24 protein-coding genes and 1 pseudogene are annotated in these 22,634 nt (G+C 64.8%); 12 read left to right on the top strand and 13 right to left on the bottom strand.

Features of this window, described 5'->3' with window-relative positions:
* Nucleotides 1-157 precede the first annotated feature (157 nt).
* Together GSI01S_RS18620 and GSI01S_RS18615 are read left to right on the top strand one after the other, a co-directional pair.
* On the top strand, nucleotides 158-775 hold the full coding sequence (locus GSI01S_RS18620) for a class I SAM-dependent methyltransferase (protein WP_006898208.1): 618 nt from the start codon (nucleotides 158-160) through the stop codon (nucleotides 773-775).
* Nucleotides 772-1,119, top strand: a complete 348-nt coding sequence (locus tag GSI01S_RS18615) for a DsrE family protein (RefSeq protein WP_006898207.1) — start codon at nucleotides 772-774, stop codon at nucleotides 1,117-1,119. Before GSI01S_RS18620 ends, GSI01S_RS18615 begins: the two co-directional genes overlap by 4 nt.
* Nucleotides 1,120-1,156: 37 nt before the next feature.
* Here GSI01S_RS18615 and GSI01S_RS18610 read toward each other — a convergent pair whose 3' ends face one another.
* Nucleotides 1,157-2,029, bottom strand: coding sequence for a cytochrome c biogenesis CcdA family protein (locus GSI01S_RS18610; RefSeq protein ID WP_006898206.1), 873 nt, complete (start codon nucleotides 2,027-2,029; stop codon nucleotides 1,157-1,159).
* Nucleotides 2,030-2,038: 9 nt separating this feature from the next.
* Nucleotides 2,039-2,767: a DsbA family protein gene (locus tag GSI01S_RS18605; RefSeq protein ID WP_006898205.1), complete on the bottom strand. Its 729-nt coding sequence runs from the start codon at nucleotides 2,765-2,767 to the stop codon at nucleotides 2,039-2,041.
* 104 nt (nucleotides 2,768-2,871) lie between these two features.
* Between GSI01S_RS18605 and GSI01S_RS18600 the strand changes: the two genes are divergently transcribed.
* The 3 genes from GSI01S_RS18600 (at nucleotide 2,872) to GSI01S_RS18590 (ending at nucleotide 5,043) form a co-directional block, all read left to right on the top strand.
* Entirely contained in the window at nucleotides 2,872-3,384 is a 513-nt protein-coding gene (locus GSI01S_RS18600; protein WP_006898204.1) for a hypothetical protein, read from the top strand.
* A gap of 78 nt (nucleotides 3,385-3,462) precedes the next feature.
* Entirely contained in the window at nucleotides 3,463-3,870 is a 408-nt protein-coding gene (locus GSI01S_RS18595) for a DUF302 domain-containing protein (protein ID WP_006898203.1), read from the top strand.
* Nucleotides 3,871-5,043: a PQQ-binding-like beta-propeller repeat protein gene (locus GSI01S_RS18590; protein ID WP_006898202.1), complete on the top strand. Its 1,173-nt coding sequence runs from the start codon at nucleotides 3,871-3,873 to the stop codon at nucleotides 5,041-5,043.
* A gap of 22 nt (nucleotides 5,044-5,065) precedes the next feature.
* Here the strand turns inward: GSI01S_RS18590 and GSI01S_RS18585 are convergent, their stop codons facing one another.
* Nucleotides 5,066-5,281: a YgaP-like transmembrane domain gene (locus tag GSI01S_RS18585; protein ID WP_006898201.1), complete on the bottom strand. Its 216-nt coding sequence runs from the start codon at nucleotides 5,279-5,281 to the stop codon at nucleotides 5,066-5,068.
* 191 nt (nucleotides 5,282-5,472) lie between these two features.
* On the opposite strand from GSI01S_RS18585, the gene GSI01S_RS18580 reads away from it, so the two are divergent.
* Both GSI01S_RS18580 and GSI01S_RS20820 read left to right on the top strand, forming a co-directional pair.
* Nucleotides 5,473-6,159 (top strand): sigma-70 family RNA polymerase sigma factor, encoded by a 687-nt coding sequence (locus GSI01S_RS18580; protein WP_006898200.1) that lies wholly within the window; start codon nucleotides 5,473-5,475, stop codon nucleotides 6,157-6,159.
* Between the two features lie 77 nt (nucleotides 6,160-6,236).
* The gene (locus GSI01S_RS20820) at nucleotides 6,237-6,404 is read left to right on the top strand and encodes a DUF8730 family Cys-rich protein (protein WP_085950765.1); all 168 of its coding nucleotides are present in this window, start codon (nucleotides 6,237-6,239) and stop codon (nucleotides 6,402-6,404) included.
* A gap of 339 nt (nucleotides 6,405-6,743) precedes the next feature.
* On the opposite strand, the gene GSI01S_RS18570 is transcribed toward GSI01S_RS20820, so the two are convergent.
* The 6 genes and pseudogenes from GSI01S_RS18570 to GSI01S_RS18545 all read right to left on the bottom strand — a co-directional run bounded on the left by GSI01S_RS18570 (nucleotide 6,744) and on the right by GSI01S_RS18545 (nucleotide 13,015).
* Nucleotides 6,744-7,226: a hypothetical protein gene (locus tag GSI01S_RS18570; RefSeq protein WP_081598160.1), complete on the bottom strand. Its 483-nt coding sequence runs from the start codon at nucleotides 7,224-7,226 to the stop codon at nucleotides 6,744-6,746.
* Between the two features lie 53 nt (nucleotides 7,227-7,279).
* A pseudogene (gene ctaD / locus GSI01S_RS18565) lies at nucleotides 7,280-9,053 on the bottom strand (aa3-type cytochrome oxidase subunit I).
* Nucleotides 9,054-9,135: 82 nt separating this feature from the next.
* Complete coding sequence (locus GSI01S_RS18560) at nucleotides 9,136-9,978, bottom strand: sulfite exporter TauE/SafE family protein (protein WP_006898194.1); 843 nt, start codon at nucleotides 9,976-9,978, stop codon at nucleotides 9,136-9,138.
* A 1-nt stretch (nucleotide 9,979) separates the two neighbouring features.
* The gene (locus tag GSI01S_RS18555) at nucleotides 9,980-10,318 is read right to left on the bottom strand and encodes a rhodanese-like domain-containing protein (RefSeq protein WP_006898193.1); all 339 of its coding nucleotides are present in this window, start codon (nucleotides 10,316-10,318) and stop codon (nucleotides 9,980-9,982) included.
* Nucleotides 10,319-10,346: 28 nt separating this feature from the next.
* The gene (locus GSI01S_RS18550) at nucleotides 10,347-11,135 is read right to left on the bottom strand and encodes a GntR family transcriptional regulator (RefSeq protein WP_006898192.1); all 789 of its coding nucleotides are present in this window, start codon (nucleotides 11,133-11,135) and stop codon (nucleotides 10,347-10,349) included.
* A 485-nt stretch (nucleotides 11,136-11,620) separates the two neighbouring features.
* Complete coding sequence (locus GSI01S_RS18545) at nucleotides 11,621-13,015, bottom strand: MBL fold metallo-hydrolase (protein ID WP_006898191.1); 1,395 nt, start codon at nucleotides 13,013-13,015, stop codon at nucleotides 11,621-11,623.
* Nucleotides 13,016-13,594: 579 nt separating this feature from the next.
* Here GSI01S_RS18545 and GSI01S_RS18540 point away from each other — a divergent pair.
* Nucleotides 13,595-14,800, top strand: coding sequence for an NAD(P)/FAD-dependent oxidoreductase (locus tag GSI01S_RS18540; RefSeq protein WP_006898190.1), 1,206 nt, complete (start codon nucleotides 13,595-13,597; stop codon nucleotides 14,798-14,800).
* Nucleotides 14,797-15,333 carry an Rv2732c family membrane protein gene (locus GSI01S_RS18535; RefSeq protein ID WP_006898189.1) on the top strand — a complete coding sequence of 179 codons (537 nt, stop codon included), beginning with the start codon at nucleotides 14,797-14,799 and terminating at the stop codon, nucleotides 15,331-15,333. Before GSI01S_RS18540 ends, GSI01S_RS18535 begins: the two co-directional genes overlap by 4 nt.
* Before the next feature lie 93 nt (nucleotides 15,334-15,426).
* Here GSI01S_RS18535 and GSI01S_RS18530 read toward each other — a convergent pair whose 3' ends face one another.
* Both GSI01S_RS18530 and GSI01S_RS18525 read right to left on the bottom strand, forming a co-directional pair.
* Nucleotides 15,427-15,690 carry a metal-sensitive transcriptional regulator gene (locus GSI01S_RS18530; protein ID WP_006898188.1) on the bottom strand — a complete coding sequence of 88 codons (264 nt, stop codon included), beginning with the start codon at nucleotides 15,688-15,690 and terminating at the stop codon, nucleotides 15,427-15,429.
* A 121-nt stretch (nucleotides 15,691-15,811) separates the two neighbouring features.
* Nucleotides 15,812-17,899 (bottom strand): MMPL family transporter, encoded by a 2,088-nt coding sequence (locus GSI01S_RS18525; protein WP_233500148.1) that lies wholly within the window; start codon nucleotides 17,897-17,899, stop codon nucleotides 15,812-15,814.
* A 228-nt stretch (nucleotides 17,900-18,127) separates the two neighbouring features.
* Between GSI01S_RS18525 and GSI01S_RS18520 the strand changes: the two genes are divergently transcribed.
* Genes GSI01S_RS18520 through GSI01S_RS18510 form a run of 3 tightly spaced genes read left to right on the top strand, consistent with a single transcriptional unit; the run spans nucleotide 18,128 to nucleotide 19,440 of the window.
* Nucleotides 18,128-18,373, top strand: coding sequence for a YgaP family membrane protein (locus GSI01S_RS18520; protein WP_006898186.1), 246 nt, complete (start codon nucleotides 18,128-18,130; stop codon nucleotides 18,371-18,373).
* Nucleotides 18,374-18,393: 20 nt separating this feature from the next.
* Nucleotides 18,394-18,801, top strand: coding sequence for a DUF5313 family protein (locus GSI01S_RS18515; protein WP_006898185.1), 408 nt, complete (start codon nucleotides 18,394-18,396; stop codon nucleotides 18,799-18,801).
* Between the two features lie 3 nt (nucleotides 18,802-18,804).
* Nucleotides 18,805-19,440, top strand: a complete 636-nt coding sequence (locus tag GSI01S_RS18510) for a class I SAM-dependent methyltransferase (RefSeq protein WP_006898183.1) — start codon at nucleotides 18,805-18,807, stop codon at nucleotides 19,438-19,440.
* 257 nt (nucleotides 19,441-19,697) lie between these two features.
* On the opposite strand, the gene katG is transcribed toward GSI01S_RS18510, so the two are convergent.
* Nucleotides 19,698-21,893 (bottom strand): catalase/peroxidase HPI, encoded by a 2,196-nt coding sequence (gene katG, locus GSI01S_RS18505; RefSeq protein WP_039868156.1) that lies wholly within the window; start codon nucleotides 21,891-21,893, stop codon nucleotides 19,698-19,700.
* Between the two features lie 93 nt (nucleotides 21,894-21,986).
* A complete protein-coding gene (locus GSI01S_RS18500) occupies nucleotides 21,987-22,391 on the bottom strand; it encodes a Fur family transcriptional regulator (protein ID WP_006898181.1) in 405 nt (134 codons plus the stop codon).
* Nucleotides 22,392-22,634: the final 243 nt, after the last annotated feature.

The following is a 22,634-nucleotide window of genomic DNA, read 5'->3' as shown; positions in this document are numbered from 1 at the left end:
TCGTACACTGCGATGGTTTTGTGCGCGGACCTTTTTCTACCCTCAGGTCCGACATAGTCACGGTCATTTCAGAAATTGCGCACCATCCAATTACCCCTGGGGGTACTCTGGCGGATTCGAGTACTACCCGGCCCGTGTTTTGGAGGAATGTGCGTAGATGGATTCATCTGAGTGGGATGCGCGTTACAGCAGCGTCGAGCATCCGTGGGGCTCGGCCCCGGCGGCTGCCCTGTCTGCGCGGTTCGCGGAGCTGACGCCGGGCCGGGCGATCGACCTGGGCTGCGGAGACGGCCGCCACGCTCGATGGTTGGCCGACGCGGGCTGGACAGTGCGCGCTGTCGACTTTTCTTCTGTGGCAATCGAATTGGCACGCAGCGGCGGCGAGGATCGGGCGATCGACTACACCGTCGCCGACGCCCGGACCTGGGAACCATCCGAACCGGTGGATCTGGTGGCCATCGGCTTCCTGCATCTACCGGTCGACGAGTTGGTCGCCGTCATTGCCGGTGCAGCGAGTTGGCTCGCACCGAGCGGACGGTTGCTGTATCTCGGCCATGCGCTCGAGAACTTCACTCACGGCGTCGGGGGCCCACCCGATCCGTCGATCCTGCCCGCCATCGACGACCTCGCCCGCGCCGCGAGCGGACTGCAGGTCCGCGAACTGGGACACCTGGTCCGCCCGGTCGGCGAGGGTCGGGCCATCGATGTCCTTCTCCACGCACAGCCCTGGGGCACCGCAGCTCACCGCGATCTGAAGAACGGAACCTTCACGTGACCGATCATCCCACTCCCCTGCGCGTGGTGTTCGCGGTGAACACCACACCCACCGCCGTGGTGCGAGCGATCCACAACCTTCTCGATGCTGCGACAGAGCCGGTGACGATCGAAGTCGTGTGCTTCGGACCGGGCCTCGATGCGGCCTTGCGCTGTTCGGATATCTCCCTGGAGATGCGGGCGTTGATCGACTCTGCCTCCATCACGGTGAAAGCATGCCGCAACAGTCTGGAGGGCAGAGGGCTCGGTGACGACGATCTGCTGATGGGTGTCGAAATGGTTCCCGCTGCAGTGCTCCATCTCGCTCGACGTCAGCGAGATGGATGGTCACAGCTCTACACCTGACGTCACATCCCCGCTCCAGTGTCGTAGGCACACCGTCTCAGAGAGTTCGGTCCTCGCGTTCACCGAGCTCGGAGGACTCGGCTGCGGTGTCGCGGTCTCGACCACGGACGATGCGCACCGTCAGGACTGCGATGATCACCAGCACTGCGATCAGGAGCACTGCGGTGTTCGGTACCGCGCCGGCCACGTCGCTGATCCAGACCTGCAGCGAGTACTGACTGTCGACCCCCATGACGCCGCCGAGGTTCGCTGTGCCCTCCGTGAGCAGGAACAGCACTCCGATACCGATGAAAAGCACCCCCGATATCAGAGACGTCGTGTGCGTTTTCAGCGGTCCTATGCTGATTTCCTTGCCGCGCAGCCACGTTCGTGATCCGAGCGAGAATCGGTCCCAGACCAGCGCCAGCACGAACAGGGGTATCACCATCCCCGCTGCGTAGAGTGCCATGAGCACTCCGCCGTATACGGCCTGACCGCCGGCGACGGCAACGGTCAGGACCGCGCCGAGCAGGGGTCCCGAGCAGAACCCTGCGAGCCCGTAGACCGCGCCGAGGGCGAACACCGATCCGGTGGAGGAGACGTCGATGCGCGCGGCTGCTCTCTGAGCGGACCCCAGCGCGAAGCCGCGACCGACGATGATCATCACTCCGAGGGCGATGATGACCACGCCGCCGATCATCGTGGTGACCTCGCGATACCGGGTGATCGCCGAGCCGATGGCCCCGACTCCAGCACCGAGGGGCACCAAGACCGCTGCCAGCCCGAGGTAGAAGATCCCGGTGCGGCCGGCGAGCTTGCCGGCCCCGTCGAAGGCGTACGCGAAGAAGGAAGGAAGTAGCAGGGCCGAGCATGGACTGAGAAGTGCCAGCAGCCCGCCGAGAAATGCTCCGAGAAGTCCGATCTGCGACATCGTGCCGCCCTACGCGCCGGCTGCCGCGTCGATCAGATCGACGAATTCCGAGAACGGTTGCGCGCCCAGAACCGGATCTCCGTTGACCGAGAACGCCGGAGTGGCCGGGATACCCAGCGACTGCGCTTCGGTGGAGTCGGCGGTGATCGCGGCGTCGAATGCGGTGCCGGTGGCGTCGGCGGTGAACCGAGCCATATCCGGTACCCCGGCCTGTTGCGCGTAGCTCTGCAGCGACTCCAGTGTCAGGTCTGCGTGACCGGTTTCGGGAGCATCGGCGTAGACGGCGCGGGTGAACTCCCAGAACTTGCCCTGGGCGGCGGCGGCGCGTCCGGCCCGGGCGGCGTCGAACGATTGTTGCCCGAAAATGGGTAGGTCTCGCCATTCGATGCGCAGGGTGCCGGTGTCGACGTATCGGTCGATCAGCTGCGGCTCGGTGTCCCGGCTGAATTGGGCGCAGAACGGACACCGGAAGTCCGAGAAGGCGATCATCACCACCGGGGCGTCGACGTCGCCGAGGGCCATCGGATCATCGGGCTCGCGGTGCGCCAGATCGCCGAGCGGTCCCATCACCGGCGGTCCGCTCGCGCTGCTCGACCCGGCGTCCGGTGCCGCCTCCGACTGCTCGTCGCCACCGGTCGTTCCGAGTACGAGAGCTCCCACGAGCACGGCCGCCACCACGACGGCGATGGCCAGGAGCACGATGTCGCGGCGGCGAGTGGAGCGAGATGTCGAAGTCATGCAATACCTTTCGGCAGTCGGATACTGGCAGCGATACCCATCTGGGTATAGCCTCACAGTGTCACCCTACTCACACAACTACACCTCGTAGGAGATCCCAGCCGATGACAGAGCCCGCCACCTCCGACCGTCTCGACGTCGATGCTGCCGGCCGTTCCGGTGACGGGGTGATCGCCGAGTCCGATCGTTTCCGGGGTTGGGGGGCGCGGGTACTGCGCGGCACAGTCGCCGGTGTGGTCACGGTGTTGGTGGTGGGCATTCCCACCGACATCATCGACACGCCGGTCTTCGGCCGTGAGGTGCCGGTGCGGGCGTGGGAGCTTCCGGTTCTGCTGGCCACGGCCCTGTTGACCGCACTGTGGTTCGGGATCGACAAACCCGCGCAGGTCGAGCGGACCGGCACACCCGCCGCTCTCGGTGTGGTCCTGACTTTCTTCGCCGTCGGGTGTCCGGTGTGCAACAAGCTGGTACTTCTTGCGCTCGGCACCTCGGGTGCACTGGGGTTGTGGGCACCGATACAACCCATCCTTGCCGGGGTGTCCCTGGCAATGCTGACAGCAGCGGTGATCGTGCGATGGCGCAAACGCGACTGCACCTCCGCGTCCTGCGCAGCATGACCGGGCGACGCCTGCTCACCCGTGCACCGACCATCGGGTGACCGGCACCCGAACCGATCGAAAGGAACCGAACGAACTATGACCGAATTGGCCATCGGTACCCGCGTGGACATGCCGTTCGAGGAAACCGTGGACGCAACCCGTGAGGCACTCGCCGAACAGGGATTCGGAGTGCTCACCGAGATCGACATGCAGTCGACGTTGAAGAGCAAGATCGACGCCGACATCGAACGCTACGTCATCCTCGGAGCGTGTAATCCGCAGTTGGCGAAGGCTGCGATCGACACCGATCGGCAGGTGGGGTTGCTGCTGCCGTGCAACGTGGTGGTGCGGGCCGATGGCAGCAGCACGATCGTCGAAGCGATGAACCCCCAGGTGATGGTGGGGCTCTCGGATGCAGCGGGCCTGGCCGAGGTCGCCGACCGGGCCACTGCACTGCTGCAGAGCGCGATCATGGCACTCGGCGGAGACAGCACCACCGCATAGATGGGTGCGCACCGTATCGGCAGAGCGGCGGCGGTGATCGGGACCGTTGCACTGTGCGCCGTCGCGCTGGCGTCGGGGTGCAGTTCCTCACCTGCTCCCGACACCACGGGCACCGATCCGGCGGCACATCCGTCGTCGCCGGCCGCGCCGCCGCCGGGCTTCGGAGACACGGCCCTGTGGTCGATCCCGTTCCTGTCGCAGCCTCACATCGTCGAGGACGGGTTCGTCGGAGTCGTCGACTCCTCGGACGCATCCGGTTCGCACCGGGTGCAGGTACTCGACGACACCGGCACACCACGATTCGGCGTGGACGTACCCGCCGATCGCGACGAGTTCGCGGTGACGAGCACACACAACCGTGAGCTGTTGATCACCGAGGACATCGATGATCCCGGTTCGGGTGCACCGGCCACGGTGACCGCCCGCGATACCCGCACCGGCGACCTCGTATGGGGCCCGGTCTCCGCTGCAGGCTGCCTGACCGGGTCCGGACTGCTGATCGACGCCGACTGCTCGCAGACAGCAAAGCCCGCGGCCGTGGCCGCCATCTCGGCGACCGACGGACACCGCACCGACCTGACGGGTGCGATCTCCGAATCCGGTGGATACGCGGTCACCGTCGACGGCGACACAGCGCGCATCGTGACCGCCGACACCGGCAACACCGCCTGGTCCACCGACACCCTCACCCCGCCCCCCGCAGCGATCCCCGGGACCGCACGATTCGTCGCCACCGCCGGCAATGCAGTGGTCGTGGCATGGACGATCCCGACCCGTCCCGAACCGATCCAGGCGGTCTATCGCCTCTCCGATGCCGAGCTCCGATGGATCAGCGGTAGCCGCAGTCCGATGGTGATGACCGCCGACAGCAGTAGCGGGGCGACGATGATCACCACCGCAGACCTCACCGACGACGGCATCGCTGTCCTGTTCGAGCAGTACGGCACCCGAGGTTTCACCGCCGATCAATTTCCCGGTGCCGACCGCTTCTCTCTGGTCGGCGGCATCGTCTACGGCGCGTCGGACTCGCGGGTGACTGCCATCGATGCGACCTCCGGCCGCGTCACCGGCACATCACCGAGCGCCGCACCGACAGCAGTGACCTCGAACGGTGTCGCATTGGCCCAGAGCAGCGACGGGTACACCGCATTCAAGGTGATCCCCCATTTCTGAGCTGCCCGCCCGCACACCCCGTTCAGGACGTCTTGGGACGACCTCGAAGATCGACGGAGAACAACGGACCGAGCAGACACACGTTGATCACCCCGGTCAGCACGAAGACACCGCCGATCACTCCCACCACGATGCCCCCGACACCGCCGAGCACGACGGCGACCACGATCAGAGCGATTCCCACCACGATACGCAGTGCGCGCCCGGCAGTACTGCGCATGAATTCGACGAACGACATGATGATTCCAGTTCTGTAGAGGGACTTTCACTGTTGGACGGGCGAGAACGCCGAAGTGGACCGATCCACGGCTCCTCGCGCGAACAGCCAAACCCTACCCCAGCCCCGACCTCGACAGCGCGGCATACGACGAGCGCTTCGCGCGCGATCTGATCGACCAGGGCACGACTCTTCGTAGCTTCGCAGCCGCGATGACACGATCACCGGCCGATACCGACGATCTGGTGCAGGACGTCCTCGAACGCGCATGGCGCAACCGGAGAACGTTTCGATCCGAATCGGCGCTCACGACGTGGCTCTACCGGATCACGATCAACCGTGCCCGCGATGTGGCCGCACGCGCGGAGACTCAGCGCACCGAACCATCGGGCACGGGCGACATCGATGTATCGATCAGCGACCTCGAGCACCCCGAGACGGTCGCGCAGGCGCTCAGCGATCGATCCACGGTGCGAGCGGCGCTGGCGACGTTGACCGTCGAGGATCGAATGGTCCTGGCACTGCACGACGGCGAGGGCTGGACGGCGACACAGATCGGTGCGGTCGGCGCGCTCACCACCGCAGCGGTGTACAAGCGCATCCACCGTGCACGGGTGAAGCTGCTACGCGCCCTCGACGACGGTCCCGCACACCCGCGAAACGACTCCCAGGCGTGCCGGCGCACACTCGCCGCGGCATCGGACTACCTGGACGGGCGTCTCGATGTCGACGCGTCGGCCCGCATCGATACGCACCTGCGGCAGTGTCGCCGGTGCCCACCCATCGCACAGGCCCTGATCGGTATCAAGACCGCACTCGGCCTGCGGCCGTGGACCAGCGCGGTACCCGAACAGTTCGTCTACGACGTCGCCCACTTGGGCGGACCCCCGCCGCGATGACCGATCATCCCCGACACCCGGAAAAAGATACCCCATAGGGTATATTGAAAGTGAATTGTCGACCGAGGGAGAGACTCATGTGCAGGGCTGTCACGTGCAAGAAGTGCGGGAAAACGACGTGGGCGGGATGTGGTCAACACGTCGATCAGGTGATGCGGGGCGTTCCGGCGTCCAATCGCTGCAAGGGGCACGACTCCGATCCGAAGTCACCGGGATTGTTCTCCCGCATGTTCTCCAAGAAGTAGATCGCGGTCCGCAGCCCTGGTCTTGCCAGGGCTGCGACCCGAGTCGTCGTTCTTCGTGGTCTCGCCCGTCGCAGCGCGCCGACCGGCCAGACCGTGCATACGCAGGTCCGCATCGTAGTGAACGAACAGCCCCCACCCGATCAGGTGCAACACCACGACCACACTCGCCATCGCCGGCAAGCGGGGGCTCCGTCGCGGGAAAGTCGATGTCGCGCAGGCACACTCGCGTCGGTCACCGGCACAGCCAGCCGTCCGGCGGGCAGTCGAGGGTAGTTACGATCGACGTCTGCGACCCTGGAGTGGCTTTCGCCGCCGCGGGGTGCAGGCGAGGTTGCTCGATCAGCTTTTCCCGTTCCCGGACATATCGTCGTCGATGCTCGGACCGACCCCGACCCCGACCAAGGTCAACGATCGGCGATGGTGAGGATCGACCCACACCGAAATGGTGGCACCGGTCACCAGTGCGCGGCCGGTCGACCGTTCTGCACGCACATCGCACTGGTACGTTCCGGACCCGGGCACCGTCACTTCCAGTTCCACCCGTCGTGAATCGATGTCGGTGCCCAGGACCACCGCCCACCCCTCGACGATGTCGTCCTCTCGGTCCGCCGCGGTGTCCCGGACCACGGATACCGCTGCAGGATGCAGCGGTGTGCGGGCTGCGAACATCATCGCCGCCATCAGCAGCACCGCGAAGCCGGCCACCACGGCAGCGGTGACAGCGGTCGCTGACCCGGGTGAGAGTCGAGGGACGAGGAAGGTGAACACCAGGATCAGCGCGAGCACGTAGAACCCCATGGCGACCGCGATCGCGTAAGACACCCGTCCCGGTACCAGGACAGCGGCACCTGTCGAGCGCCGTCTCCGCGCGCTCGTCACCGTCTCTCCCCTGAGGTCCCGCTGGCGGTGCCCTCTTCGACGCCGTCGGCGATCACTTCGGAGGGTGCCCGCACAGCGGCGGTGTGGCCCGTCAGCCCGACGTGGGCTTCGGTGCGCATGCGTTCGACCATATGAGGGTAGTGCAGCTCGAACGCCGGCCGCTCGGAACGGATACGAGGTATTTCGGTGAAATTGTGGCGGGGCGGTGGGCAGGTGGTGGCCCATTCGAGAGAGTTGCCGTAGCCCCACGGATCGTCGACGGTGGCGACCTCGCCGTATCGGTAGGACTTGAACACATTCCATACGAACGGCAGCGTGGACAGCCCGAGAATGAACGCTCCGATCGAGGAGATCAGGTTCAAGGTGGTGAATCCGTCGGAGGGCAGGTAGTCGGCGTAGCGGCGCGGCATCCCTTCGTTGCCGAGCCAGTGCTGGACCAGGAACGTCATGTGGAACCCGACGAACGTCGTCCAGAAGTGCCACTTGCCGAGGCGTTCGTCGAGCATGCGTCCGGTGATCTTGGGAAACCAGAAGTACACCCCGGCGTAGGTGGCGAAGACGATGGTCCCGAACAGTACGTAGTGGAAGTGAGCCACCACGAAGTAGGTGTCGGTGACGTGGAAATCGATCGGGGGGGCTGGCCAGCAGCACACCGGTCAGTCCGCCGAACAGGAATGTGATCAGAAATCCGATGCTGAACAGCATCGGGGTTTCCAGGGTGACCTGTCCTCGCCACATGGTGCCGATCCAGTTGAACAACTTCACCCCGGTCGGCACGGCGATGAGGAAGGACATGAACGAAAAGAACGGCAGCAGAACAGCTCCGGTGGCGTACATGTGGTGCGCCCACACCGTGATCGAGAGCGCTGCGATGCCGAGGGTGGCGAAGATCAGACCCTTGTAGCCGAAGATGGGTTTGCGGCTGAAGACCGGGAAGATTTCGGAGACGATGCCGAAGAACGGGAGCGCGACGATGTAGACCTCGGGATGGCCGAAGAACCAGAACAGGTGCTGCCAGAGCACCGCTCCCCCGGTCGCCGGGTCGAACACGTGACCACCGAAGTGTCGATCGAAGGCCAGCCCGGCCAACGCGGCCGCGAAGGTCGGGAACGCCAGCAATACCAGCACCGAGGTCACGAGCATGTTCCAGGTGAAGACCGGCATCCGGAACATCGTCATGCCGGGTGCGCGCAGGCACACCACGGTGGTGATGAAGTTGACCGCGCCCAAGATCGTGCCCAAGCCGGACAGGATCAGCCCCAGTACCCACAGGTCGGCGCCGACGCCGGGGGAATGCAGTGCGCTCGTCAGTGGGGTGTAGGCGGTCCATCCGAAGTCCGCGGCACCTCCCGGGGTGATGAACCCGGCGAGCACGATCAGCGATCCGAACACGTACAGCCAGTACGCGAACGCGTTGAGCCGCGGGAACGCGACGTCCGGTGCCCCGATCTGAAGCGGCAGAATGTAATTGGCGAATCCGTACGCGACCGGGACGGCGTAGAGCAACAGCATAATCGTGCCGTGCATGGTGAACAGCTGGTTGTACTGCTCGTTGGACAGGAACTGCAACCCCGGTACGGCGAGTTCGGTGCGCATGAGCAGCGCCATCAACCCGCCGATGAGGAACAACCCGAACGAGGTGACCAGATACATCTTCCCGATCGTCTTGTGATCGGTGGTGGTCACCAATTGGAACAGCGTCGAGCCCTTCGGCTCGTGACGCATCGGATACGGCCTGGCCGCCTCAGGGCGGGGAATCAGTGCGGTCATCGACGATTTCCTCGAACTAGGTGTGGGATGCGCCCGCATTTGCATGCGCAGAAATAGGCTCAGTGATGCACAACGATGTGCGTTACAGGGCCATGGAGGCCTGGACGGTGACGTAGACGGCCACGACGAGCAACAGGGCTGCGAAGCTACGGGTGAGTGTGGTGGCAGAGACTTTGTCGCTGATGGCTTTTCCTGCGAACGATCCGGCGATGGCCGCGAGGGTGAACGGTACGACGATCTCCCACGGGATGGTGGCACCTGTGCCGAGGCGTTCGGTGAAGGCTCCCGCGCTGGTGATGGAGATGATCACCAGCGACGTTCCGACCGCGACGGGCATCGAGTAGCCCAGTGCCAGAACCAGGGCGGGGACGATGAGGAAGCCGCCGCCCACTCCCAGAAACCCGGTGAGGAAGCCGACGACGAGCGCGGAAGCGACCAGCTTGACTACCTGCGACGTGGTGATCTTCACTTTCGCGGGCTTGGTGGCGACCGCAACGGCACCCGGGCGTGTTCCCGCGGTCTCGGCCGGGTTCGGTGTCGGTAGGTCGGCATCGTGTCCACGCCGGGTGCGGCGCAGCATCGCACCGGCGGCGACGATCATCAGTGCCGCGAACGCGAGCAGCAAGATCTGCGGGTCGACCGATCGGTTGAGGATCGATCCACCGAAGGCGGTGACCGAGCCCAGAATTCCGAACACTGCCGCTGCCCGCCACCGAACGTGCCGTGCTCGCGCATGACTGATGGCCGCGATGATCGAGGTGATTCCGACGATGATCAACGAGGCGCTCGTTGCCGACTGCGGTTCGACCGCCAGGAGATACACCAGGGCAGGAACAGTCAGTATCGATCCCCCACCACCGAGCGCGCCGAGGGAAAGACCGATGAGAATCCCTGCGGCAACTGCAATCGCCAGGGTGGCGACCATGTCAGATCACTGCGCCGGGGGTGCCGTCATCACGGACCACAGGGCGGCCGTCTTCGTGCCACGCTTTCATTCCGCCCGACAGATTGTGCGCTGTACGACCGGCATCGGTGAGGGCCGCGACAGCTTTGCTCGACCGAGCGCCCGACCGGCACACCACGACCAATTTCTGCTCAGGAGGGTAGGCAGCAGGATCGAGATCGCCGAGGCGTACATGGACGGCGTCCGGGGCGTGGCCGGCAGCCCATTCGTCGTCCTCGCGGACATCGATCAGGATGGCTCCCGATTCGGCGATCAGTGCATATGCGGCGGCCGGATCGGCTTCCGGTGGTGCTCCAGTCATGAACAACGCTCCTTGGATCAGTGGGTGCTTACAGGGCGTGCAGCGGCGTGGCCGGCACGAAGCGATAGCCCTCGCTCGGTGAGAACGTGGCCGAGACGGTGAACCGATCTCCTCGAATCACTGTGTGCCGCAACTCCACCGGCCGGGAATTCATGCAGCCCAAGCGGCGGATCGACAGCGCCGCGGTCTTCGAGTCGAGTTCGAGTGCTGCCGCATCCTCCGGATCCGGCACGACGGCAGTGACGTCCTCGCGGCCACCGGTCAGGCGGATGCCGCAGCGTTTCTCGAGCTCGATGTAGAGAGCCGTGTGAGTGAAGTCCGCATCCAGGAGGTCGCGTGCCAGCTCCCCCGGCAACCAGGCACGGTCGAGAGCCAACGGCATGGTCCCTGCCATACGGATGCGCTCCAGGTAGAGCAGCGGAGCCTTGGGACCGACCTGCAAGGTAGCGGCCACCGCGGGGTCGGTCCGCAGTTCGAGTGCACGCACCACGCTGTGCTGAGCAACACCCGTGGCTTCCACGGCAGCGAAGAGACTGTAGAGCGCACCGAGTGGCTGCTCGATCACCGGCGGAGCCGCCAACCGAGAAGGCCGGCCACGCTCTGCAATCAAGATTCCTTCGTTCCGCAGGTGCCGCAGGGCCTCGCGGGTGGTGTGACGGCTCACCCCGTAGCTCGTCGTCAACGCATGCTCGCCCGGGAACTCGGAGCCGGCGAATTCGTCGTCACCGATTCGGCGGACCAGATCGGCATGCAGTTGCGCCCACAGCGGCATCGCACTGGAGCGGTCGAGCGCGGCGCTGCGATCGGGTTCAACCATCAGAGGCCCTCCTGTCGATCTGTGTCGGAATCCGAATTCGAGCCGCCGGCTGCTGACCCTCGGGGCCACTGTACAACAAATGTACGTACATCCGTACGGACGGCAGTGATGCTCTCTACGCGTCGAAGCGATGTCGACCGAGGATCTCGGGGACCGCAGCTCCCCCCGTCCCCGAGAAACCATCCGTCGGCGTCGCCGACACACAACGAGACAATGCTTGCTTCGAGAAAAGTTGTTTCCCACCACGAACGAGCGCCTGGTGGAGATCGCGCCGAACCTGGTGAATCCGCCCGCGTAGCGAGCGTCATCGTTTCGCTTCCCAGTCGGTCCCGGATCAGGCCAGTCGGTGCCGGATCAGGAGTGTCGCCCGGGGGCTGCTCGCCCGGGGCCTGCTCTACCGTCGGTGGCGCAGCGAGCCGACAGGGCGAGCACCGGACCGAACCGGGGGCGGACTGCACGACCGCCTCCGATTCGGGCGGGTTCGATCAGACTGTTTCGAGGTTGCGCTCGGCCCAGGCGGCGTAGCTGCCCTCGAGTTCGACAACTCGGTAGCCGGCGCGGCGCAGGGCGCTGGCTGCGACCGCGTTACGGACGCCGCTCTGGCAATAAGTCACGATCGGACCGCCCGTGGGCAGTCCGTCGAGGTTCCACAGCAATCGGCCACCGCTGAGCTGTTCGGAGCCAGGTATGTGGCCGTCGGCGTGTTCGGTTTTGTTGCGCACGTCCAGCACCATTGCCGGGTCGAACGAATCCAGCTCGTCCGCACCGATCGTCTCGGGTGTCGTCATGGGGAGCCCTCGTAGACTCGTGACGTACCCGGTCACCGTATCGATGCCGACCCGCAGCAGGTGATCACGTAGCTCGTCGGCGACGGCGTGGTCCTCGGCGAGCACCACCAGTGGAGTGTCCTCTCGTTCGGGGTCGTAGACCCAGGCACCGAACGAGGCTGCCTTGTCGATGCCGGGGATGTTGAGCGCTCCGGGGACAGCGCCGGCGTGCACCTCATCTTGGCCGCGGGTGTCGAGGAGGACGACCTCGTCGGAGTCGAGGGCGCGTGCCAATTCTGCGGAGTCGTACTCGCGCAAGGGAGAGAGTGGCCCGAGAACGACCGGGCCCTGCTTGTTCTGACGCTTCATCCGGCCGAAGTAGGCGTGTGCATCCGGTTGACCGTCGAGCATCTCGTCGACGAAGCCCTGCTCGTCGTCGCGCTCGACATACCCGGCCCACCAAGCGAAACGGCGTTCGTAGCCGACGCTGGTCGACGGAAGCGCGCCGAGAGCTTTTCCGCAGGCACTGCCCGAACCGTGACCGGGAAAGACCTGGATATGATCCGGCTGCGTGACGAACGACCGCTTCAGACTGCGGAAGATCTGTTTGGCACCCTCGAAACGGGTGTCGACACCGTCTGCAGCTTCGTCGAGTAGGTCCGGGCGGCCGAGATCGCCGGCGAAGACGAAGTCGCCCGTCAACATGTATCCCGGAGCATCGGCGAAGGCGCCGTCGGTCACCAGGAACGAGAGGTGCTCCGGGGTATGACCGGGCGTGTGAACGGCTTGCACGGTGATGTTGCCCAGAGCCAGCGTGTCGCCATCGTGGAGGCGTTCGGCCTCGAAGCCGTACTGCCAGTCGTCGCCGCCCTCTCCTGAGACGTAGGTGGTCGCGCCGGTGGCCTTGGCCAGCTCGCGGGTGCCGGACAGGTAGTCGGCATGGATGTGGGTCTCGGTGACGGCGGTGATGGTCATGCCATGTCGATCGGCCAGGTCCAGGTACACACCGATGTCGCGGCGGGCGTCGACCACCACTGCCTCTCCCTTGGCCTGGCAGCCGATGAAGTATCCGGCTTGGGCGAGGTCTTCGTCGTAGATGCGTTCGAGAAGCATCGAAATCTCCTTGTCGATCGTGGTGGCGTTCGTACAGGTCTCAGAATTCATGGTACCCCGTGGGGTATTTCAGGAGGTTCTGTGCGGCGAGGTGCACGGTTCCGATTCCTGCGGGGTGGAGGTGAAGTGGGCGGCATTCCACTGGGCGACCAGGGGCATCGCAACCGACTGATCCAGCGAGGCGCAACGACTCACAGCGACATCGCAGTGGTTGCCGATCATCACGTCCTCCTCAGCCGTCCGGCACTCACCGACTCGGGGCGGACGAGGAAATTTCATTCGTCCCGAGTGTGGCGTTTGTCAGTATTGGCGACTAACCTCTTCCATAATGTACGTACATCCGTACGATCAATCAAGGAGAGGGCGACGTACACCTCGGCACGTGTCCTTGCACCACCTGCTCGAACGCCGGAATGACCTTCCAGCACGACTGCTGTGGATGCAGTGCACCTGGCTTCAATGACCACCAATGTTGTGACCACACGGCTCGCGCCCACACCGACGTCGAGCTGAACCACCCGGCATCAACCGAAATCGAGACAGCGCTCACCGAGCTCGTGTCTCGAACAGGAGGACCACATGTCCGCGCACACCATCGACCACAAAGTCGCGATCATCGGCGGAGGCAACGCCGGTATTTCGCTCGCGGCACGTTTGCGGCGAGCAGGAATGACCGACATCGGCATCATCGAGCCGGCAGAGACCCACTATTACCAACCTTTGTGGACGCTCGTCGGTGGAGGCCGCGCCCCGGCCTCGGAGAGTGCGCGCAGCGAGGCGTCGGTGATGCCCCAGGGCGTCGGCTGGATCAAGGATCGCGCCGAGGGGGTCGACCCCGATGCCCAGACGGTCAGCACCTCCTCGGGAACTACGATCCATTACGACCACCTGGTGGTGTGCCCCGGCATCCAGCTCGACTGGGATTCGGTGTCCGGCATGGCCGAATCGATCGACACCCCGCAGGTCTCGAGCAATTACCGCTACGATCTCGCACCCAAGACGTGGCAGATGATTCAAAAGATGCGGTCGGGCACCGCCGTGTTCACGATGCCCTCCGGCCCCATCAAATGCGCGGGTGCCCCGCAGAAGATCGCGTACCTCGCGGCCGACTACTGGCGCGAGCAGGGCGTGCTCGATGCCATCCGAGTTGTCCTCGTCCTGCCCACACCCGGAATGTTCGGGGTACCGGTGTTCGCCGAGGAGCTCGAACGAGTCGTGGCGCGTTACGGCATCGAGGTGCGCAAGAACAGCGAAGTCACCGCTGTCGATCCGGACGGCCGGTCGGTGACGATCACCGACAACAGTGCAGGTACCACCGACGAGCTACCCTACGATCTGCTCCACGTCGTACCGCGCCAATCTGCACCGGACTGGATCAAGGCCAGCCCCATAGCGGACCCCGAGAATCCAGCCGGATACGTCCAGATCGACAAGAACACACTGCGTCACAACAGATTCGACAACATCTTCGCCCTCGGTGACGCCGGATCGTCACCGAATTCCAAGACCGGTGCCGCCATCCGCAAGCAAGCACCCGTGGTCGCCGAGAACCTGCAGGCGAGCATCGCCGGCCGTCCACTGACCGCACAGTACGGCGGGTACGCCTCCTGCCCCTTGACCACCTCTCGTAAGACGATGCTTCTGGCCGAGTTCGACTACACGATGCAGCCGGCTCCCTCGATACCGCTGATCGACACCACCCGCGAACGCCGCGACATGTGGTTCCTCAAGAGACGCGGACTGCCGGCGTTGTACTGGAATGCCATTCTCACCGGCCGAGCGTGAACGGTCGACCGCCGCACAGTTACGACCGCGAGGGCGACCTGAGCCACTATCGGTCGGTGTTCGAGGCCATCGAACGACGCGTGATACCGGAGGTGGTGATCACCCGGGTCACCCCGTATCTGCTCGTTCTGGTGTCGGCGGCCGTGCTCGGAGTGGTGCTTCCGCACACCGGCGGCGCACACGGGTACGACGTTCTTCTGCGCACCGAAAGCGCCGACGCGGAATCAGCGGGTGTGTTGGCGACACTGTTCACCGCATTCACTCTCACGTTCACCGTCGTAGCGGCCTCGATCGCGCGTCTGGTTCGGCGTTTTCGGTGGGCCGCTCTGGCTTTGGCGGGCAACGGTGTCACCACGGTGTTCGGTGTGCTCGCGATCTGGGCTCGGCAGTCACTGGCACCGACCGCGACGGTGGCGGGTCCATCGATCGGCCTGTATCTGGGGGCGGTGGCAGCCCTGCTGTCCACCGTTCTCTGGGCTCGTGTGGTGTTCACCCGCCCACCCGAGCATCCCGGTCCAGCGCGCAGGAGCTGACACGTCGCGGGCCCGAGCACCCCATCTCGAACCGGCTGTCCTGCCTCGGTCCGATCACCCCCGTGCATCGATGCGGGGGTGATCGGACCGTTGTCAGGCGAGGGCGAGAAAGAGCTTCTCGAGCTCCGCTTCGCTCATCTTCTCCCCTGTTTCCGCCCCGGTGATGCACTCACGGAGTCCGGTGGCGACGATCTTGAAGCCTGCCCGGTCGAGAGCCTTCGACACCGCGGCCAGCTGGGTGACGACGTCCTTGCAGTCACGGCCGCTCTCGATCATCGAGATCACTCCTGCGAGCTGACCCTGCGCACGCCGCAGACGGTTCAGTACCAACGCGATGCTTTCGGTGTCACCGGTCATGTCGTTCAGTCCTTCGTTCGATGAAACTCCAGGTTACCCCTAGGGGTAAGAGTGGTCGTGGTGGCCGACGCCGGACGGTATCGGCCACCACCATGGTGAGCATCTCGACTGTGCGAGCGTCTCAGCTGTGCGAGAAGCCGATCTTGGGTAGTACTGCTCGTAGCCACGTGGGTGACCACCATGCGGCATGGCCGGTCAGGCGCAGGAGCACCGGCAGCAGAACCAAGCGGATGAGTATCGCGTCCAGCAATACGGCGACACCCAGAATGATGCCCATCTCCTTGGGTGGCAGTGGTTCGGCGAGCGCGAACGAGAAGAACACCGCGATCATCACCGCTGCGGCCGCGAAGATCACCCGACCCGAATGCGCCATTCCGTCGACCTGAGAACCGTGCGGATCACCGGTGTTCTCGTAGTGTTCCTTGACGCTCGACAGCAGAAACACCGTGTAGTCCATCGCGATTGCGAAGATCATCGCGAAGAAGAACACCGGGCCCCAACCGTTCAGGAATCCCTGCGGGGTGAATCCGAGCAGCGACGCCCCGTGACCGTCTTGGAAGATCAGCTTCGCCACACCGAATGCTGCGCCGGTGGACAGCAGGCTGACCACGGTCCCCAGCAGGGCGATCAGCGGTGCCTGGAGCGCGATCAGCAGCAGCAGGAATCCGAGCACGAGGATCACCGACACCACGATCGGCAGGTACTCGTTCAACGCGGTCTGTAGGTCCAGGTTCTCCGCGGGTGCACCGCCGACGATCGCTCCCTCGGGCAGCTCGGCGCGCAAGGCGTCGAGTGTGGTCTCGAGTGCGGGGTCCGACGGGTCCACGTTCGGGATGGCCTGCAGCATGACGTAATCGGATCCGTCCATGGCGGGCATGGGCGGCGTCACCATCGATACGCCGTCGACGCTCGCTGCGATCTGTGCGGTCTGCTCTGCCTCCGCCGTGGGGGCGATGATCTGCAGCATGCCTGGTGCGCCTTCGCCCATCTGTGCCTGCACCAGTTCGTAGCCTTGGCGGACCGGAGCGTCCTCGGGGACAACCGAAATGGACGGCATGGCGACCTTGAGACCCAGTGCCGGAATCGACAGCGCCACCAGAATCAGCAGGGAGCCGATGGCGAACGGCCACGGATGCTTGTGCAGCAACTGACCCCAGGTCGCGAATTTCGGCGAGCGGTGCACCTGTCGCTTCGCGTACGGGAGGGAGCCGGCATTGACCTTCGGTCCGAGCTTGCCCAGAACTGCGGGGAGCAGTGTGAGGGTGGCCGCGAGAACGAACACCACCGCGAGCATGATGCCCACGGCCATCGTGCGTACCGCAGGTGCAGGTACCAGAAGCACGGCGGACAGGCTGATCAGCACGGTCAGGCCGGACAGCAGGACTGCTTTGCCTGCCGTGTCCATCGTTTCTGCCACTGCACGCTGGGGGTCGATCCGTCCGGCGTCGATGGTCTTGCGGAGCGCATCCCGGAATCGGACGACGAGGAAGAGCGCGTAGTCGATACCGAGCGCCAGCGCGAACATCATCGCAAAGTTCATCGCCCACACCGAGATCGGTGTGATTTCGTTGAGCAGAACCAGACCACCCGCGGATGCGACGAGGCCGGCCAGAGTCAACAGCAAGGGCAGACCTGCCGCGACGAGCGATCCGAACGCGAGCACCATGATCGCCAATGTGACGGGCCAGGAGATGATTTCGGCCTTGATCATCGCGTCGTGGTTGGCCTTGTTGAAGTCACTCCACAGTGCCGATGCTCCGGTCGGGTAGACCTCGATCGAGTCCGTGGAGGCTGCGGTCAGCTCACCTTTGAGATCGTCGACGGCCTTCACCATCTCGTCGGTGGTCCCGTTCGCTCCACCGATGAGGATCCCGGTGTGTCCGTCGGGGCTGATCGACATTCCCGGTTGCGGGGGGATCACCTCGGAAATCCGCGAATCGGCGGCCAGAATGTCGGTGACCTCGGAAATGACCGCCGCGACAGCGGGATCGGTCACCTGCTCGGTGTCCGAATGCACGACCACCTGGATCGCGGCCGAGGAGTTCCCGCCGAAGTGCTCCTGTGCGAGTTCGCGAACCTGGACCGACTCCGATCCGTTGGATTGCCACCCGGCACCGGCGAGGGATCCGAACACCGACGGGGCGAACGCTCCCAATCCGATGATGACCACGAGCCACGCGGTGACCACCCACTTGAAGTTGCCTGCCATGCGCGCACCGAAGCGCGCCAACGGCCCGCCGGTGATTCCTGGCGGCGAGTTGTCTGCAGAACTCTCGTCGGTTCGAACGTCGGTGGAACTCACATCGTGCCCTTACTGGTCGGGAAGATGGAGGAACCGTAACACAGTACCCCCAGGGGTATGCTGGTATCATCGTATCTACCCCCTAGGGTATGCACGGACGACCGCACCACACGCAGAGAAGCGAGGATCTACCGCATGTCATGCACCGACACCCTCACCGGCCCCGGCGGACCGAGTATCGAACGCGCAGTCCCCGCGCTGGCGGGCACCATGGTCCTTGCCAGCCTCGCCGCCGGTTCCCTTCACGACCGCCGCTGGCATGTCCTGACAGCATTCGTCGGCGGGAATCTGCTGCTGTATTCCGCAGTCGGATGGTGCCCGGCCAGCCTGTTGATGAAGCGGCTGGGGATGCGTCAGAGCACAGCGACCCCGACCCGGTGAACCGCAACAGGACCCGCCCTTTGCCGTGGCAGTGGGTCGGCTACGCCTTCGGCCGCACTCTGCCCTCGACCATGACGGACTGGGTGGCCAACGATCTGACGGGCAATCACGCCGTGGTTCGGCACCTGATCCGCGGCCAGGTTCCGTTTCTTCCCATCTACGCCGTGTTCATGTTCTTTCCGGGTGAACTGTGGTTGCGTGGTTCCATGGTGCTTCTGGCGGTCCTGCTCTCGCTGTTCTTCACCGCCTCGTACATGGAAGAGAATCGGCAACGCCGCCTCGTGCGACACATGCTGCCCCGCGATCTCACGAACTCCCGTAAAGCGCAGGAATCGGAGCTGGTCAAGAAGCGTTATCTGGCGGCGCACCCCGAGTCCGAGGCCTCACGCACCGCCGCGGCACCCATCGCTCCCGGCCGGGAGCACTGAGCGATGGTCGGCGATTCGACGCACCGTCTCGCCCGATGGCAACGATTCTGGGACAAGCAAGCGACCGGTTACGACAAGCACATGACCTTCCTCGACCGAGTCCTTTTCCGCGACACCAGATCCTGGATCTGCAGTCGCGCCCGAGGCCAGGTTCTCGAGGTCGCAGTGGGAACGGGACTCAATCTCGAGCACTACCCGGCGGGGACATCGTTGACCGGAATCGAGCTGAGTCCGGACATGCTCGCGCAGGCACACTTTCGCGCCGCCGACGTCAGACCGGATGCGCACCTGACGCTCGGGGACGCTCATGCTCTCGACTTTCCCGATGCATCCTTCGACACCGTGGTGTGCACGTTCTCACTCTGCGCCATCCCCGCCACGGACATCGCGCTCGCGGAAATGTCGCGGGTGCTGCGTCCGGGTGGAACGTTGCTACTCGCCGATCACGTCGCCTCGTCGATCCGGCCGGTTCGATGGATCCAACGCGCCCTGGAACTGGTGAGCGTCCCGATCGGCGGCGAGCACTTTCTGCGCCGGCCCTCGCTCGTGATCACCGGTGACGAGAGCTTCTCCATCGAGGACATCGACCGGTTCACTCTCGGTCTTGTCGAGCGTCTTCACGCCACGAAAGTGGCCTGAACGGGAGCAAGGACCACCATCCTCGCGGCACGAACTACCGGCCACGCCCGGCTATCTCGGTCTCGACGAACTCGAGAAGTTGCTTCTCTGCCATCCACCCACACTTGTCGCGCACCCACGGCGAACAACCCAGGATGTAGGGGCGACGAGATCAGCCCACCGAGACTTCGCAACGACGCCGAGGCTCCGACGCTGAACCCATTTCACCCCCGCACCGAGAGTCGGTACGGGGGTGAAGATGGGGTTCGATGGAGAAATCAGGCCAGATCGTAGCGATCGAGCATCATGACCTTGTCCCACGCCGCGACGAAGTCGCGGACGAACTTGTCCTTGGCGTCATCGCAAGCGTAAACCTCTGCGACAGCGCGCAACTCGGAGTTCGAGCCGAAGACCAGATCGTTGCGAGTTCCGGTCCACTTCTTCTCACCGGTAGCGGCATCCTTGGCCTCGTAGATGCCCTCCTCGGCGGCGGGAACCCACTCGGTGCCCATGTCGAGGAGGTTGACGAAGAAGTCGTTGGTGAGCGTGCCGACCTTGTCGGTCAGAACGCCGTGCGTCGACTTCTTGAAGTTCGCACCGAGCACGCGCAGACCACCGACGAGCACGGTCATCTCGGGCGCACTGAGCGAGAGCAGGTTTGCCCGATCGACCAGGTTGAACTCGGCCGGCAGCTTCTGGCCTTTGCCCAGGAAGTTACGGAAACCGTCGACCTTGGGCTCCAGATCGGAGAACGAGTCGACGTCCGTCTTCTCCTGCGTGGCATCCATGCGGCCCGGGGTGAACGGGACCGTGATGTCGACGCCGGCGTTCTTGGCGGCCTGCTCGACGGCTGCGACGCCACCGAGTACCACGAGGTCGGCGAAGGACACAGTTCCGGAGAATGACTGCTGGATTCCTTCGAGAACGCGGATGACCTGTGCGAGCTCGTCGGGCTCGTTGACCTCCCAGCCGGCCTGCGGCTGCAGACGCAGACGGCCACCGTTCGCACCGCCGCGCTTGTCACTGACGCGGAACGACGACGCCGCCGCCCACGCAGCCGAGATCAGCTGATCCTGAGTCAATTCGGATCCGAGGATGGCCTGCTTCAGTTCGGCGATCTGTGCGTCACCGATCAGCTCGTGATCGACGGCCGGGATCGGGTCCTGCCAGAGCAGGGGCTCCGCCGGAACCTCGGGGCCGAGGTAACGCGTGACCGGTCCCATGTCGCGGTGGGTGAGCTTGAACCAGGCCTTCTGGAATTCCTCTGCGAGCTCCTCGGGATGATCGAGCCACCGCCGGGTGATCTGCTCGTAGATCGGGTCGACGCGCATCGCGATGTCGGAGGTGAGCATCGACGGGTGGCGACGCTTGGAGGGATCGGCGGGATCGGGAACGAGGTCCGCGCCCTCGCCGTTCTTCGGGCGCCACTGGTGTGCACCGGCTGGGCTCTTGTAGAGCTCCCACTCGAACCCGTACAGGGTCTCGAGGAACGAGTTGTCCCACTGGGTGGGCGTGGGGGTCCAGATGACCTCGAGGCCACTGGTGATCGCGTCCGCACCGACACCGCTCTGGTAGCTGTTCTTCCAGCCGAGGCCCATCTGTTCGAGGGGAGCGCCTTCCGGCTCGGCACCGATGTGCACCTCGGGATCGGCAGCGCCGTGCGTCTTGCCGAAGGTGTGTCCGCCGATGGCCAACGCGGCGGTCTCGATGTCGTTCATGGCCATGCGGCCGAAGGTCTCGCGAATGTCCAGTGCGGACTGCACCGGATCCGGGTTACCGTTCGGGCCTTCGGGATTGACGTAGATCAGACCCATCTGCACTGCGGCCAGCGGGCCCTCGAGGCTGGTGCGGTCACCGTAGTAGCGCTCGTCGCCCAACCAGGTCTGCTCCGGGCCCCAGTAGATGTCCTCGTCCGGCTCCCAGGCGTCGACGCGTCCGCCGGCGTAGCCGTAGGTCGGCAGGCCCATGGACTCGATGGCGACGTTGCCGGTGAGCACGATCAGGTCGGCCCAGGAGAGCTTGCGGCCGTATTTCTGCTTGATCGGCCAGATCAGCCTGCGGGCCTTGTCCAGGCTCGCGTTGTCGGGCCAGCTGTTCAGAGGCGCGAAGCGCTGCATGCCCGCTCCGGCACCGCCGCGTCCGTCCTGCTTGCGGTACGTGCCCGCTGCGTGCCACGCCATGCGAATGAAGAACGGGCCGTAGTGACCGAAGTCCGCGGGCCACCAGGGCTGCGAGTTCGTCATCAGGGCTTCGATGTCGCGCTTGACCTCAGCGAGATCGAGAGAGTTGAACTCGGCTGCGTAGTCGAAGTCCGGGCCCATGGGGTCGCCGACTGCCGGGTTCTTCTTGAGGATCTTCAGATTCAGGGACTTGGGCCACCACTCGCGGTTGCTTCCGCCTTCGACGGGTGCCGGCATCGAGTCGTGCATGACCGGACACTTGCCACCCGACTCCTGTGGCTGGTCCTGGTTCATCTCTTTTTCGCGTGTTGTGTGGTCCTCGGACACGAGTTTCCCTCCAGAAGATGGTGAATGATCTGATTTCCGCGGCGCTCCCGCGCCGCGACATCAGGGGCTGACGCTGGTGGAGCAGTTCTCGCACAGGCCCCAGTAGATGACCTCTGCCTCGTCGACGACGAAACCAGGGGCCTCCGACGGAGTGAGGCACGGAGCCTCGCCGACGGCGCACTCCACATCGGCGATCGCGCCGCACTTGCGGCACACGAGATGGTGATGATTGTCGCCGATCCTGCTCTCGTACCGGGAGACCGAACCCGACGGCTGAATGCGCCGGACCAGTCCCGCGATGGTCAGAGCGCGGAGCACGTCGTACACGGCCTGGCGCGAGACGTCGGGCAGGGTGGCCCGAACGGCTCCGTAGACGGTGTCGGTGTCGACGTGCGGATGTTCGTGCACCACGTCGAGCACCGCCAGACGGGGGCGGGTGACTCTGAGCGCAGCACTACGCAGCATCTCCGAGTAGTTCGACGATGAGCTCACATCGACCAGTATGCATGACTTTTCTGGAATGAGTCCGGAAACTGAGCGACGGACTGATGTGAGGCGGCGAGCGCAGAGCCAGCGCGTTCCGCGCCGAGTGGCACCGAGATTGCGGGGAGCAATCGCCGGAGGATCTTCGGTTCGGGTGAACCCCTCAGGCTCGGTGTGCGTACACCACAGTGAAGCCCACAGCAGTCGTGGGCCCGAGGACAGGAC

This window comes from Gordonia sihwensis NBRC 108236, assembly GCF_000333035.1.
Taxonomy (GTDB): Bacteria; Actinomycetota; Actinomycetes; order Mycobacteriales; family Mycobacteriaceae; genus Gordonia; species Gordonia sihwensis.
Note: the sequence above shows the minus strand (reverse complement) of the source record. Positions and strands in the feature narration are given on the sequence as shown.

Excerpts from the sequence above, each read along its gene's own strand:
- GSI01S_RS18620 (WP_006898208.1), top strand. The coding sequence starts at position 158 with ATGGATTCATCTGAGTGGGATGCGCGTTACAGCAGCGTCGAGCATCCG.
- GSI01S_RS18610 (WP_006898206.1), bottom strand. The coding sequence starts at position 2,029 with ATGTCGCAGATCGGACTTCTCGGAGCATTTCTCGGCGGGCTGCTGGCA.
- GSI01S_RS18605 (WP_006898205.1), bottom strand. The coding sequence starts at position 2,767 with ATGACTTCGACATCTCGCTCCACTCGCCGCCGCGACATCGTGCTCCTG.
- GSI01S_RS18600 (WP_006898204.1), top strand. The coding sequence starts at position 2,872 with ATGACAGAGCCCGCCACCTCCGACCGTCTCGACGTCGATGCTGCCGGC.
- GSI01S_RS18595 (WP_006898203.1), top strand. The coding sequence starts at position 3,463 with ATGACCGAATTGGCCATCGGTACCCGCGTGGACATGCCGTTCGAGGAA.
- GSI01S_RS18590 (WP_006898202.1), top strand. The coding sequence starts at position 3,871 with ATGGGTGCGCACCGTATCGGCAGAGCGGCGGCGGTGATCGGGACCGTT.
- GSI01S_RS18585 (WP_006898201.1), bottom strand. The coding sequence starts at position 5,281 with ATGTCGTTCGTCGAATTCATGCGCAGTACTGCCGGGCGCGCACTGCGT.
- GSI01S_RS18580 (WP_006898200.1), top strand. The coding sequence starts at position 5,473 with ATGACACGATCACCGGCCGATACCGACGATCTGGTGCAGGACGTCCTC.
- GSI01S_RS20820 (WP_085950765.1), top strand. The coding sequence starts at position 6,237 with ATGTGCAGGGCTGTCACGTGCAAGAAGTGCGGGAAAACGACGTGGGCG.
- GSI01S_RS18560 (WP_006898194.1), bottom strand. The coding sequence starts at position 9,978 with ATGGTCGCCACCCTGGCGATTGCAGTTGCCGCAGGGATTCTCATCGGT.
- GSI01S_RS18555 (WP_006898193.1), bottom strand. The coding sequence starts at position 10,318 with ATGACTGGAGCACCACCGGAAGCCGATCCGGCCGCCGCATATGCACTG.
- GSI01S_RS18550 (WP_006898192.1), bottom strand. The coding sequence starts at position 11,135 with ATGGTTGAACCCGATCGCAGCGCCGCGCTCGACCGCTCCAGTGCGATG.
- GSI01S_RS18545 (WP_006898191.1), bottom strand. The coding sequence starts at position 13,015 with ATGCTTCTCGAACGCATCTACGACGAAGACCTCGCCCAAGCCGGATAC.
- GSI01S_RS18540 (WP_006898190.1), top strand. The coding sequence starts at position 13,595 with ATGTCCGCGCACACCATCGACCACAAAGTCGCGATCATCGGCGGAGGC.
- GSI01S_RS18530 (WP_006898188.1), bottom strand. The coding sequence starts at position 15,690 with ATGACCGGTGACACCGAAAGCATCGCGTTGGTACTGAACCGTCTGCGG.
- GSI01S_RS18525 (WP_233500148.1), bottom strand. The coding sequence starts at position 17,899 with ATGGCAGGCAACTTCAAGTGGGTGGTCACCGCGTGGCTCGTGGTCATC.
- GSI01S_RS18520 (WP_006898186.1), top strand. The coding sequence starts at position 18,128 with ATGTCATGCACCGACACCCTCACCGGCCCCGGCGGACCGAGTATCGAA.
- GSI01S_RS18510 (WP_006898183.1), top strand. The coding sequence starts at position 18,805 with ATGGTCGGCGATTCGACGCACCGTCTCGCCCGATGGCAACGATTCTGG.
- katG (WP_039868156.1), bottom strand. The coding sequence starts at position 21,893 with ATGAACCAGGACCAGCCACAGGAGTCGGGTGGCAAGTGTCCGGTCATG.
- GSI01S_RS18500 (WP_006898181.1), bottom strand. The coding sequence starts at position 22,391 with ATGCTGCGTAGTGCTGCGCTCAGAGTCACCCGCCCCCGTCTGGCGGTG.